At 55.6% G+C, this 13,711-nt stretch carries 7 protein-coding genes; 4 read left to right on the top strand and 3 right to left on the bottom strand.

Annotated elements, in window-relative coordinates; genetic code table 11:
- Nucleotides 1-173: 173 nt before the first annotated feature.
- On the bottom strand, nucleotides 174-1,820 hold the full coding sequence (locus Pla52nx_RS22095; RefSeq protein WP_197455150.1) for a caspase family protein: 1,647 nt from the start codon (nucleotides 1,818-1,820) through the stop codon (nucleotides 174-176).
- Nucleotides 1,821-1,878: 58 nt separating this feature from the next.
- A complete protein-coding gene (locus Pla52nx_RS22090; protein WP_342190214.1) occupies nucleotides 1,879-3,000 on the bottom strand; it encodes an ISAs1 family transposase in 1,122 nt (373 codons plus the stop codon).
- Between the two features lie 546 nt (nucleotides 3,001-3,546).
- Here Pla52nx_RS22090 and Pla52nx_RS22085 point away from each other — a divergent pair.
- Together Pla52nx_RS22085 and Pla52nx_RS22080 are read left to right on the top strand one after the other, a co-directional pair.
- Entirely contained in the window at nucleotides 3,547-5,103 is a 1,557-nt protein-coding gene (locus Pla52nx_RS22085; protein WP_146523506.1) for a sulfatase, read from the top strand.
- Nucleotides 5,104-5,940: 837 nt separating this feature from the next.
- Nucleotides 5,941-7,953 (top strand): BBP7 family outer membrane beta-barrel protein, encoded by a 2,013-nt coding sequence (locus Pla52nx_RS22080; protein ID WP_146523505.1) that lies wholly within the window; start codon nucleotides 5,941-5,943, stop codon nucleotides 7,951-7,953.
- 255 nt (nucleotides 7,954-8,208) lie between these two features.
- On the opposite strand, the gene Pla52nx_RS22075 is transcribed toward Pla52nx_RS22080, so the two are convergent.
- Nucleotides 8,209-10,020, bottom strand: coding sequence for an arylsulfatase (locus tag Pla52nx_RS22075; RefSeq protein ID WP_146523504.1), 1,812 nt, complete (start codon nucleotides 10,018-10,020; stop codon nucleotides 8,209-8,211).
- Nucleotides 10,021-10,222: 202 nt separating this feature from the next.
- Between Pla52nx_RS22075 and Pla52nx_RS22070 the strand changes: the two genes are divergently transcribed.
- Nucleotides 10,223-11,311 (top strand): serine hydrolase domain-containing protein, encoded by a 1,089-nt coding sequence (locus Pla52nx_RS22070; protein WP_146523503.1) that lies wholly within the window; start codon nucleotides 10,223-10,225, stop codon nucleotides 11,309-11,311.
- A gap of 167 nt (nucleotides 11,312-11,478) precedes the next feature.
- Nucleotides 11,479-13,710 (top strand): DUF1549 and DUF1553 domain-containing protein, encoded by a 2,232-nt coding sequence (locus Pla52nx_RS22065; protein WP_146523502.1) that lies wholly within the window; start codon nucleotides 11,479-11,481, stop codon nucleotides 13,708-13,710.
- Nucleotide 13,711 lies beyond the last annotated feature (1 nt).

Raw genomic sequence — 13,711 nt, 5'->3', positions numbered from 1 at the left:
TCCTGGGCTCTCACGGGTGGGGCTTTGCTTGTGTTGATTGACGTGATGGGACTCATTCGCCAATGGTTTTGGGCGAATGTTCTCTTTATCACCTGAGGTGGCACCGTCAGCCCTCGATAAAGTGCAGTGTCCCCGGAAGTTGTCCCCGGAAGTTGTTCCTCCCCGGAAGTTGTTCATTCACTGGAGCCTAACTTTCCGACAATGAAATCGCCTCCGTCATGTCGAAAGTAGGGTGTTTGGCTCGCGGAAAACTTTGATTGCGTATAAGACTCAACCCGGTCTGAAACGAAACTGCCCAATTCGTAGAGAGACAGCTTGCCATCTCGGTTTGAATCGCCGCTACCATCGAATGCCTGAACGATGAAATACGTGAACACACCGTGCCCGAGTTCCGCTGCCTCGTAACTGACCTGCATTTCACTACATGCAAGCAGCATCGATAAGCCGAGCTGACTAGACAAATCTGGTTTGCTCGCGGAACGTTTCACAGAAATGCCTCTGGTATTTCTTTCGAACGACCCCACCGCACATGCATCTAACATCAACAGTTTGTTCTTCGCCTTGGACGATGCCATGCGGTCATTAATGTCAGTAATGGGGAGTAGAGATCTCGGGTCATCAACCTGTCCGTCTTGAGGCATCACAAATCTCTGGTCATCGATCTGGAATCCATGGCCCGAGTAGAAGAATAAGAGAGTATCGTTGTCGTTTGCCGAACGGGCCAATTGGTCAATAGCGACCTGGATATTGGCGAGACTAGCCTCATCGCTTGTCAACGTGGTAACTGTGGTATATCCCGATTGCCGAAGTTGTTTTGAAAACTCAATTGCATCTTGCTTGGAATACATCAGACCCATCTGCTCTGAAAACTTGAAATCATTGATTCCCACGACCAATGCCAACATGCGTCCGCTTGTGTCTGAACTGAGAGACTGTGCAATGGGATCTGCCACCTTCTGTTGTGGGCCGACCCTCCGGGTCAACGAGAAATCCTGCTGAGACGAATTCTCTCGATTGAAAATCTTTGTGTTGAACAGCAGGCGATCCTGCAACATCGTGACGTTCATTGCCAACTGAAATGAACAGTCATCTTGGACCTGAATCTCTCGTGCGTTGAGGCTGTCCGACATCAACGCAAAGATCTGATTGGCCATCAGTGTTTCCGACAGCGTTCTTGGATCGCGATCATTCTGATCAACGGAAATCGCTTGAACATTCTCAGAAGCCAAATAGGTCGCGATCAAGGTTGCCTGGCGATCAATTCCGTCCTGCAATGCCAGTAAGATCTCCTCTGAATCTTGGAGCGACTGAACCTCAGGTAACTCTTCCTCGATGGCATCGCTTGCTACCGCTGTGGGAGGTTGCTCGACATCCTGCTTATCAAAACGCCAATGCCAGGGGCGTAGCCAGAGGATCAATGCCAAAAACAGGATCGTGGCACCGCCAAGCAGCCAGAGAAACTTGCCGGATTTTGATTCGTTGCTTCGATCGTCTGTCGATCGCTCATCTGCTGCTAATGCGCTAAGTCCTTGGATTCCCTCGATCAAACGATCTAGCTGGGCACGAAATGTTTCCCCCGCTACAACAACCACTGCATTACGAAAAGTCAGGTCAGAGAGGCTCGGCGGAACTTCATCGACCTTCGGCGTCTCCTTGCATCCCACAAGTACAGGGATGACCTTGATGTCTCGCTTCAGCGCAGTCTCAATCTCGAGCCTGACCATGTCTTTCTCATCAAATAGACGCTGCCGTCCGTGGTCATCGCAAATCGAAAGCCATTTGTCGCCGATCACGACCAATAGGACGTCACATTGCGACACAGCGCGTTCAATATGTTTGCGAAAGTCCGTGCCCAGAGCAGGGCGATTGCACGGCGATTTACCGACTGAAAACGACCTTTTCCATGTAGTCATCGTCCCACCCGGCGGTGAGCCGCCTGTTCTTGACTCCACACTTCGCAGTTTTCTCTTGCTTGAGCAAGCTTAAGGCCGTCCGTCTAAGCGTGCTGAAGTTCTCGTCACCATGACCTTTGCGAATGCGACATTGGTCTTCGCCAAACGTCACGTCCAACTGCCAATGACAGCTGTTCTCGATGCCCCAGTGGTTACGCACAGCACAGGCAAACGATTCTCCTTCAAGTGTTTTGCTGAGTATGTAATAACGCACTGCGATCTCGTCGCCCTTTCGACGTTCCGTGTTGTTGATCGACATACCGATGGCACTGAGATTTTTCCAACGACTGGCGTCTGGAAGATCGCTGGGAACCTTGCACAAGTAGTAGCTACGCTCATCCACACGTCCGTGATCGGTCTCCTTCGTGTGATGTTCAAACACCTCGATTCGGGCAAAGTCATCCTCAAGATGATCCAAGAAGAAGGCCTTGATTCCCTCGTGAAGTGTCGGTTGGTTCCCTTTCACTGCCAAGCAATAGTCCGCACCTTCGTCAACGATCTTTGCAGCGATCTCTGTTTGGCAGCCCATTGCATCAATCGTTACCAAACCTCCGGAAACGTCGATGATTTCCAGCAATTTAGGAATCGCTGTGATCTCGTTGCTCTTCGCATCGACCACCGTTTGTCCAAGGCTGATGTGGTTAGCCGTCGCCCATGCACTGACCATGTGGATGGCAGCTTTGCCGGTCGCAGTGTCGTAGCTTCTGCGAAGAGTCTTGCCGTCGATCGCAATGACTTGGCCATCGGTGATCTTGTGAAGCTGAGTGATCCATTCGAGCAGCATCGGTTCAAACTCTTCAGGTTTGACCGCATTGAGGATGGCGTTGAAACGATCGTGCGATGGAACTCCTGCGGTCATATCCAGGAACTTGGAGAACCATTCTTTCTTTGTGTTGGCAAACTTAGCGATCGCAACGAAATCATCCGCACCAGCGATCACCGCACAGATCGTCATAAAGAGAATATTGACAAGCGGATAAATCGGCTCGCCCGGTCGTGGATCGGAAACGGTATTAAGTTTTTCAATCAGTGAAGCAGAGCGTTCCATCAAGCCAATCCTGAGCGAGTCGATTCGCCCAGCCACTGCATCTCAGCGACCCAAACACGAATCTTCGCTCATCTTCGCAAATTACCCAGTGTGGCGCAATCGCCCTGGTGCCCAGAGGAACGGAATCAATGTCATAAAAGACCGATTCTCTTCCGAATACGTCGATCAATCGGTCGCAGATCCGTCCAGCAGCGTGTGGATTGTCGGCACGTCGGTACGACACAAAGATTTTAGGCATCTAGAGATCTTAATCGACACAACGGTGCGTTCCAATTCCCTGAGCCTTTCCCTAAGCCTTGAATAATCGAAGTCACCTACGCACGCCATGTCGTCGTTAAACAGTGTCCTGAGGTGGCCTGGTACTAACGGGCGAGAAAAGCCAACAGGACCTTTGCCAAGCTCCCAGCCAAGGTGCTCTGTCCCCAAATCCAGAATCTTCTCGAATGTCCCCGCCGCAGGATGCCGTCGGCTTTTCGAGCGGTTAGGATCATGGGCAAGTGATGTCAGATCCTCCGAATTCGTCCCCCCTGCGTGTGGTACCGCTCGATGTTGTTTTCAAGATTCTGTTTGGCCGCGGCGATGCTTGCGTTGCACGTGACATTTGTGCATTCGGCCGAGACCGAAACCGCTTCACGTCCCAACGTGCTGATGATTTGCATCGATGACTTGAACGATTGGGTCGAGCCATTGGGCGGGCATCCACAAGCCAAAACGCCGGCGATGAAACGATTGGCAGAGCGTGGGGTCAACTTTCGCAACGCGCATTGCCAGTCGCCTTTGTGCAACCCATCACGCACCAGCCTGATGACTTCGCGACGCCCCTCCTCCACAGGCATCTACGGACTGAAACCCTGGTTTCGCGATTTGCCTGAGCTGCAAAAGGTTGTCTCGTTGCCCCAGCACTTTTCCAATGCCGGCTACCGCACGTTGACCGCTGGCAAGGTCTACCACAACAGCTTGGGACGCAAACCGCCGGCGGGGGCAGAGCCTGAGTTCGACGAATGGGGGCCGCGGGGTGGACCGGGGATCATGCCCAAAGAAAAACTGGTGCCTGAGACTCCGGCGGGCAACCTACGCTTGGTCGACTGGGGTGTGTTTCCTCACGAAGACAATCAGAAAGGTGATTACATCGTCGCGTCTTGGGCGGAGCAGGCGATCGCGGACTTGCCCGATGATGGCAAACCGTTCTTTTTGTCCGTCGGTTTCTTTTTGCCGCACGTTCCCTGCATCGTGACGCAAAAATGGTGGGACATGTACCCTGATGAATCCCTCGTCATGCCGGTGATGAAACCGAACGATCGCGACGATTGCTCACCCTTCAGTTGGTTTCTGCATTGGAATCTGCCCGAACCACGATTGACTTGGTTGGAACATCACCAGCAACACCGTTCGCTCGTACGATCGTATCTGGCCAGCATCAGTTTCGTCGATGCGCAGGTCGGCCGCGTTCTTGATGCGCTCGAAAGTTCTCCCTTCAAAGACAACACGATCATAGTATTGTGGAGCGACCACGGTTGGCACTTGGGGGAGAAAGAAATGACCGGCAAGAATACTTTATGGGAGCCGTCCACGCGTGTGCCATTGATCTTTGCCGGACCGGGAATCCAGCCTGGTACCTGCGATGAACCTGCAGAACTGTTGGACGTCTATCCGACGTTGGCTGATCTCGCAGGCTTGAACGCGCCAGCAGACATCGACGGAATCAGCTTGACACCTCAAATCGCTGACGTGACCACACCTCGGTCACGTCCTGCGATCACAGAACACAACCCGGGCAACATGGGGATACGTGATCGCCGCTTTCGATTCATTCGCTACGCGGACGGCAGCGAAGAACTGTACGATGTCGAGAGGGATCCCAATGAATTCAACAACGTGATCGCCGATCCACAGTACACCGAGGCGGCGGAGCGATTGAGGAAGTTTGTGATCGCGGATCCCGAGCCCTTGGCCCCCGACAGCGCTGCCCGTGTCTTGGACAAACGGTCTGACGGATGGTATTGGGAAGGAAAGCGGATCGACACAGAGAATCCCCCGATGTACAGCGGCCAATTCAGCAAGGGCCAATTCAGCAAGGCCGGCGCAGCTGGTGGCCCCCAGTGAGCCTCAGGCGCTAGCCGTGGGCCTGAGGCGGATTGTGGTGCCGGCCCACGGCTAGCGCCTGAGGCTCACTTTGATTGCCATGCATGGAACAAAAACATGGACTGAAAAAACAATGTCAACACCAAACTTTGAGCAGTCCAGACGCTAGCCCGGATTATTCACGCTGGCTCACTACAGTCATCGCAACACGTTTGCGTGAAACGGCTTACGAGGAATGGCACGAAAACAGTCTGCGCATATCAGCCGCCACGCGATAGCGTCCGGTCTTGATTTTGGGGCTAGCCGTTTTGGCGTTAGCCACGGTTGTGGCACGAAAACCGTGGCTAACGCCAAAACGGCTCATCTACTTGATTTTGGGGTTAGCCGTTTTGGCGTTAGGCACGGTTGTGGCACGAAAACCGTGGCTAACGCCAAAACGGCTCATCTACCGAACCCACGTTCTAAGACTGGACGATGCACTAGTGGTTTGTCAGAGCACCGCAACATGACGCTAGCAATAGCGAATTCTTGACGATTGAGTAAACGGAGCATGTTGTGCCGAATGGCGGTTTGTTCCGTTTGTGAGACCAGGGTTGGGACGATCGTGCCGATTTTCCGTGGTCCGATTCTTCAGCCGGTTACCGTCGGGTCGATTCTTCAGATCAGGCCCCCCGCTCGCTCGCAGACGATGTGATTTCGACCCGCGAGTGACAGACGGCTCAATGTGTCGGGCATCGGATGCCCAGCGGCACGCCGGATCGCTCACCGGCACATTCAACCGTGAGCAAAAGTCACCTGCGAAGGATCGCAGAACGTCGCACGGACGCGACGACTTAATCACTGAAAAGGAGTCCAGCAGTGAGAATCAACCTTCTGCGTCACGTCGCCATTGCACTTGGTATGACGGCATGTGGCGTCGCCCATGCGCAAACGGCGACCTATCAGCAGTCGCCTTACCAAGCATCCGGCTATCAGGCTCCCGGTTATAAGTCGCCCGGTTACCAGGCGCCGCCACAGCAGGCCGCACCGCAGCAACAAGCCGGACAAACGGTATCCGGTTACCAAGTGCCGGTTTATCAAAGCCGACAGCAGCAGCCCCAGGGTTACTCCCAACAGCCACAGGGTTATGCACAGCAGCCGCAAGGATACGCCCCAGCGAATCCCGCTCCAGCTCAGCAGGCTCCCGCTGGCCAACCAGTGTATCCTGTAGCGGGAAATCAGCCCGGCTATCAGTCCAGCTATCAACCAAACCAACAAGCACCGACGAGCGACCAAGCAGCCTATCAGCCGCCCGCCGCGTGGAATTTGTTCAATCCCAATGCGGGATCGCCCAGCAAGCAAACGCAGAACGTGTTTCGGCCTGCGTCGACGGGCGCACCCGAGATGGAGACCTATGGTGCTCCCGTGATGGAGCCACAGATGTCGGCTCCTATGGTCCATCAGCACGCTCCGATGATGCAGCAGCCGATTCCGGAAGGCCACTCGGTGATTCATTCATCGCCGGCGGGAGATTGCGCCAATTGCAATGCGACACCGACCTACAGCAGCGCGTTCAGCGAAGCAGTGAACGCGCCATGGCCCAGCGGTGACCAACCGGTGTGTGGTCAAGAAGCGGTGTTCGCTCCACAGGTTTCGTCGATCGGCCCGATTTCGCCATGGTTTGCTGGCGGCAACGTCCTGTTCTATTCGCTCAACACGAACTCAAACCGTGTTCTTGCGACGACCGATGCTGCGATGCCGCGTCTGTACCTCGATCAAGTCGATCCATCCAGTGGTGTCGGGTTCGACGTGCATGCTGGTCGCTACTTGGGATGTGGAAACTACGGACTGGATTTCCGGTACATGAGTTTCAATCCCGCAAGTGAAATGGCAATCATTTCTGCTGCGGCAGGCGGTTATCGTGTGACGATGCCGGCTTGGCGTGACGTATCCATTGATCGTGGTGCTGCACCACCCGCTCCGTTTCCCGCGGGTCCGCAAACGGTCTACGATCAAGTCGACACGTACGCAACGGACATTCGTGTGCGACGCGACGTCAACATCCAAGGCATCGAAGCGAACTTGGTCGGATTTGGTCTCGGTGGTGCACGCCGCATGGGGCATTGTGGTCCGGCTCTCGGCAGCCGTCTCGGTGGACTCGGCTTGGGCGGCGGTGGGTACTACGGTGCCGGATGCGGCCCAAATGCTTGCGGCCCCAATGCATGTGGTACCGATCCGTGCGGCGGATACAACTCATGCGGAAACCAGTGTGCTCCCGCTCGGCCAGCAGTCGGATACTTCGGAGGTGCAGGCGGACCTTTGGCACGTGCTTGCAGCGGCCGAGTCCAGTTCCAAGCGATGCATGGTTTCCGCTGGTTCCAGTTCACCGACGAGTACGAACTGGCAGCCAACGTCGATGGTATGCCAGGTTATAGTGGTGCAGACCTGTACCACAACATCGATGTCGAAAACAACTTGTACGGTTATCAATTCGGCAGCATGGTTTCCTACTGTGTCGGGCATCGGTTCCTGTTGAACGCTGGCGGCAAAGTCGGTATCTACGGAAACGACGTCAACGTACGTCAACGCTTGGGCACTCAAACCCTGCTGGCCTACACCAACTCCGAAGGAGCCGGTGCGGGTAACCTGTACTCGGACACGTCAGACGCTGTGCTGGCAGGTTTGGGCGAATTGGATCTGGGGCTTGGCTATCGCGTCAACTGCCGCTGGACCATTCGCGGCGGCTATCGATTGCTGGCAGCTTGCGGCATCGCAACAGCACCGGGCTCGATCCCGGACGAGTACACCTCGGCATATTCGGCCGGTCAAGTTCGCGCGGATGACTGCTTGGTCTTGCACGGTGGATACGTCGGAGCTGACTTCAACTGGTAAGACAGCCGCACGCTTCTGCGTCAAACTCTCATCGCCTCGTTGGCCCCGGTCAACGAGGCGTTTTTTATTGAGCCGTAAGTGAATCGGCTCTCCTGACGAGCACCGCGGTTTACGCTATCGAAATCGAAGGGCGAGCGATAGTCGCTCGACGTTCCACGTCGATGGCCGGCGCAACCGCATCGCCTGCCAACGACTTGCGTGTTCACAACGAAATCCATTTCGCGTCTCGGAGAGACGCGGCTATGTGAGAAACCATCATCGCGTTGGTTCAGTCACTCGCGTCAGCCGGACTCGATTCAGTCGCATCAACTCGGTCCCCGGACAATCGATTACCGAGGCGGCGAATTCGACCGGTCCCCGCGACAACTCGATTTCGCCCACATCACGGGATTCGAACTGATCCGCGGTTGCTGTCGCGATCACTTGGTGCCGAATGCTGCTCTCACCGGCTCGCAACTCCACGTGGCCTCCTGCATCAACCGGTCGACAACCGTAGATCAGATGCACGCGGTAATTGCCCGCTTCGCTGACTTGCAGACGCCAAGTAGCGGTTTCGCCGGGAGATCGCCAGCTTTCGATCGTGTCCCAGTCGTAGCCGTCAAAGACGTACTCGATGTTGTCGCCCGATGTGGTTGCCCAACTCGGCTCCATCTCGGTTGGCTCCTCTGCTCCGACCGGAATCGCGATGGGCTGATAAGTTTGGCCTTGGGTGACTTCCTCAAACCAACGTACGAACTCGTTTCGCAACCGCTCGACGACCGCGGGATGGTCCTTGATCAGGTTGTTCGTTTCTCCCGGATCGACCGATAGATCATAGAGTTGCCATCGTAGCCTGGAAGGCTCCACACCTGACGGCAATTGACACAACAGTTTCCATCGGTCGTCGCTGATCCCCCAACGTTTGTCTGGATTGGGGACGTAACGATCCCAGGTGTGATAGACGTATCGATGATGTGTCTCGGTCGCTTCGCCGCGGAACAACGACACGAGGCTTTTTCCATCAATGGGACGGTCACTTGGCGGCTCAGCGCCGGCGAGCTCGCAAAATGTCGGCAGCCAATCGACGTGAGAAGTCTGCGCGTTGACGACGCGACCGGGGGCGATGCGTTTCGGCCAACGGACAAAACACGGTGCCCGCACACCGCCCTCGTAGGAGCCCGACTTGTTGCCCTTCATCCCGCCTTTCCAAAACTTGCTCACGCCGCCGTTGTCACTCGTGAAAACAACCAGCGTGTCATTGGAAATGCCAAGTTCATCCAGTCGCTGCAACAGTCTGCCGATGTTCTGATCCACCCGTTCAACCAACGCGTAGATGCGTGCCTCTCGAATCGGCAATCCACGTTCTAAGTACTTCGTCAGCGTCACGTCCCCTTCGGGTTGCCCGAAGTGTGAGGTGTCCAGCAAGAACGGTGAGTGCGGTGCGTTGTACATCAACGCACAAAAAAACGGTCCATCCTGTTTTTGGTGAGCGTGGTCGATGAAGTCGATTGCTGCATCGGTAAAGAGATCACTCACGTATCCTCTTGCTTCCACCGGTCGCCCGTTGTGGTACACCTGGTTGGGAAATTCGTATCGTTCGATGTGCCCATGGTAGTGACCAAAGAATTCGTCAAAGCCACGATCCTGTGGTTGATAGCCGGGGTATTTGCCCAAGTGCCACTTGCCGAACAATCCGGTACGGTAACCGGATGAATGCAGCAACTGAGCAACGGTGATCTCCTCCAGTCCCAGCGAATCCCCACCAAAGCGAGTGTTGTAGAGTCCGGTCCGCAAGTAGTACCTACCCGTCATGATTCCCGCACGCGTCGGAGCGCAGACCGGTGCGGCGTAGTACCGATCGAGCTGCACGCCCGACGTCGCGATCCGATCCATGTTCGGCGTGTCGATGTGCGGATTGCCGGTCACGCCGGTATCCCAGTAGCCTTGATCATCCGTCATGATGAACACGATGTTGGGCTGCTCAGCTTCTTGGGAACTTGCGATTCCTGGCGACAGAAAAACAATCAGAGACTGTGCGACAACCGCGAAGCAAATGGCCTTGGAGGGAACGAACCGCAATGACTTCATTTGAATTTCTTGTAGAATCGTGGCGGAAAAACAATGGATATCGTAACCGAACACACGACCGGGTGGTTGCGACCGGGTGTCGAGTCACTGACGATGCCGCATTCCGGTGGCCAAACACACGATCCAATCGTTGCGTTCCTGTTCGGCTATGATTGCTTTACCCTACCTCGCATCTCACGCCCCGCACTCCGGTTGACGTCCCATGAAAAGCTCCTTGATCGTTGCGTTTGTTGTTTGCTCGCTGGCTGCGTTTGCGTCGCACTCCTGTGCCCAGGAGCCGGCGTTGCCACGCAGCACGCCGGAGGCACAAGGTGTTTCGACGTCGGCGATCCACGAGTTCGTGGTTGCGGCGGACGCAAAAGTCGATTCGATGCACAGTTTCATGCTCGTCCGCCATGGCAAAGTGATCGCGGAAGCGTGGTGGTCACCGGAGTCCGCAGAGAAGCCGCACATTCTTTGGTCGCTCAGCAAGAGTTTTACGTCGACCGCAGTCGGGCTTGCCGTTGCTGAAGGCAAGCTGAGCGTGGATGACTTTGTTTTGAGTTTCTTTCCCGATGACGCACCCGCGGAGCCATCCAATTACCTCAAGTCGATGCGGGTGCGTGACTTGCTGACCATGTCGACGGGACACCAGGATGAACCCAAGTTGTCGCCGGAAGTCCATTGGGTCAAGACCTTCCTGGCACATCCCGTGCCTCACAAACCGGGCACCCATTTTCGATACAACACGCCCGCGACGTACATGTTGTCGGCGATCGTTCAGAAGGTCACCGGACAAACAGTCAATGACTACCTCAGTACGCGTTTGTTTCAACCGCTGGGAATAGAACAACCAAAGTGGGACATGAGCCCGCAAGGAATCTCGATCGGTGGATACGGTCTGTTTTTGCGAACGGAGGACATCGCCAAGTTTGGCCAGTTGTACCTGCAACGCGGCCAATGGAACGGTCAGCAGCTGATCCCCGAATCCTGGATCGATCTGGCGACGACCAAACAGGTTTCCAACGGCAGCGATCCGAGTCGAGATTGGGATCAAGGATACGGATTTCAGTTTTGGCGTTGTCGTCACGGAGCGTTCCGGGGGGACGGCAAAGACGGCCAGTTCTGCGTCGTCATGCCGGAGCAGGACGCAGTGGTCGCGCTCACCGCCAACACGCGAGATTTGCAAGGCGTGTTGAATCTCGTCTGGGACCATCTGCTGCCCGCGATGGCTGAATCACCGCTGGACGATAATCCGGCAGAGCAAACCAAGCTGGCCGAAACAATCGCGACTCTCAAAGCATCCCGATGACCAAGCCCTCGTCATGGGATTCGCCAGAATTCCCGTAGGGCGAGAGGTTGCGATTGCACGACGCGGTTTTCGCTTCAGGGACTCGTGACCTCGTCCACTACGTTACACTGGAGGCATCCGACGACCTCGCCTGCCCGCCTTCTTCGCCCGCCTTTCCCGCCCGCCTCATGAAATCACGCTTCATCGTATTGATGCTCGTCGCGTCGTCTCTCGTCGTGAGTGGTTGGTGCTGCCGTGCTGTACGGGCAGCGTCGCCTGAATTCACCGTCGATGTGATGCCGGTGATTTCCAAAGCCGGCTGCAACCTGGGGACTTGCCACGGTAATCTCAACGGCAAGGGCGGACTGAAGCTTTCTCTGCGAGGTCAAGACCCGGAGTTTGACTATCACTCCCTCGTCGTTTCCGCGCGAGGACGCCGAGTCAACTTGGCGGCCCCCGAACAGAGTCTGATTCTGCAGAAAGCCACCGGCAACGTCGCCCATCGAGGCGGCATTCGTATTGATACCGGGTCAGACGCCTACGCATTGCTGATCCGGTGGATCGCAGACGGCGCATCTGCCCCGTCACCCGAGGCGATCAAGTTGACACAGCTGAGAGTGACGCCGACCGAAGCGATTGTGGTCGAGCCCGATGATCAAGTCCGCGTGCATGTCGAAGCCCTCTTTTCCGATGGCTCTCTCCGGGATGTGACCGACACGGCGTGCTATGAATTATCGAACTTGAATGCGGAAGTGGATGCCCACGGCGTTGTTTCACGATTGAAATATGGCGAGACGACTTTGATCGTTCGCTACTTGCACTTGCAATTGCCGGTCTCGATCGCTTTCACTGAGAAACGGCAAGATTTCGTTTGGGACGATCCCGATTCGTTCAATGAAATCGATGATCACGTGTTTGCAAAGCTGAAACGATTGCGCATCAACCCGTCACCACTCTGTGACGATTCGACTTTTGTTCGTCGAGCCTACCTGGACGCGATCGGACGCTTGCCCCTCGCAGCGGAATCTCGCGAGTTCGTCGCGGACCCCGATCCCGACAAACGCGATCAACTGATCGATTCACTGCTGGCTCGTCCGGAGTTTGCTGACTACTGGGCGTTGAAGTGGGCCGATGTACTGCGTGCGGAAGAGAAGGTATTGGACACCCAGGGCGTTCAGGTCTTCCACGAGTGGATTCGCGATGGGCTCGCATCGGGCAGGCCGATCGATCAATTTGTCCGCGAACTGGTCACGGGAACCGGCAGCACCTTCAATGATCCCGCGGCAAACTACTACCGCGCCAATCGTGATCCATCGACACGTGGCGAAACCACCGCGAGGCTCTTTTTGGGAACGCGATTGCAGTGCGCGAAGTGTCACAATCATCCGTTCGATCGCTGGACGCAAGACGATTACTACGAGTGGTCATCGCTGTTCTCTCAGCTCGATTATGAAATCGGCGAGAACAAACGCCAGGATGGGCTCGACAAGAACGAGTTTGCCGGCGACCAAACGGTGATGGTTTCCAAGCAAAAGGAAGTTCGCAATCCGACCACCAACGAAGTCGCCCCGCCTAAGTTTCTCGGTGGGGATATATTGCCCGACGAAGCCAAGGGAGACCGATTGTCAGCCTTGGCCGATTGGTTGACGTCTCCAGAAAACGAATTGTTTGTTCAATCGCAAGCCAACTTCATCTGGTACCAGTTGATGGGGTTGGGAATCGTCGATCCGATCGACGATTTTCGCTTGACCAATCCGCCCAGCAATCCGGAGCTGATGCAGTTTGTTTCCCACGAGCTGGTTCGTGGCGGTTTCGATGTCCGTCACTTGGTCGCGACGATCATGAAATCGCGAGCCTATCAACTTTCCGCCGAGCCCAACGAGAGCAATGTGAACGATCAAACGTGCTATTCCAGGGCCTACGTCAGGCGGTTGCCAGCGGAGGTGCTGTTGGACATGCAAGGCGACGTGCTGGGAGCCTCTGCTGGTTTCCTTGGATATCCCGATGGAACACGAGCGGTCGAGATTCCGGGCGTACTGAGCAAGCAAGCCAGGAAGAAACCGCTGGGGTCCGGCGACCGCTTTTTGAAAACGTTTGGCAAGCCCGACCGAATCATGGCGTGCGATTGCGAACGGTCCAACGAAACGACACTCAAGCAAGTCTTTGCACTGATCGGTGAAGGACTGAACGAGCGGATCACTGCACCGGAGAATCGATTGGCAACGTTGGCCGAGTCTTCGATGACGGATGTGGAAGTCGTCCAGGAGTTGTACTGGTCCGCGCTCTCGCGTCCTCCCAATGCGTCGGAGGAGTCCGCATCGTTGGGAGTCATTTCAGCGTCCAGCGGAAACCGTCGAGTCGCAATCGAAGACATCGCATGGGCGTTGCTCAATGCGAAGGAGTTCTTGTTCCGCCGATGAA

It is taken from the genome of Stieleria varia (assembly GCF_038443385.1).
GTDB lineage: Bacteria > Planctomycetota > Planctomycetia > Pirellulales > Pirellulaceae > Stieleria > Stieleria varia.
Note: the sequence above shows the minus strand (reverse complement) of the source record. Positions and strands in the feature narration are given on the sequence as shown.

Excerpts from the sequence above, each read along its gene's own strand:
- Pla52nx_RS22090 (WP_342190214.1), bottom strand. The coding sequence starts at position 3,000 with ATGGAACGCTCTGCTTCACTGATTGAAAAACTTAATACCGTTTCCGAT.
- Pla52nx_RS22085 (WP_146523506.1), top strand. The coding sequence starts at position 3,547 with ATGTTGTTTTCAAGATTCTGTTTGGCCGCGGCGATGCTTGCGTTGCAC.
- Pla52nx_RS22075 (WP_146523504.1), bottom strand. The coding sequence starts at position 10,020 with ATGAAGTCATTGCGGTTCGTTCCCTCCAAGGCCATTTGCTTCGCGGTT.
- Pla52nx_RS22070 (WP_146523503.1), top strand. The coding sequence starts at position 10,223 with ATGAAAAGCTCCTTGATCGTTGCGTTTGTTGTTTGCTCGCTGGCTGCG.
- Pla52nx_RS22065 (WP_146523502.1), top strand. The coding sequence starts at position 11,479 with ATGAAATCACGCTTCATCGTATTGATGCTCGTCGCGTCGTCTCTCGTC.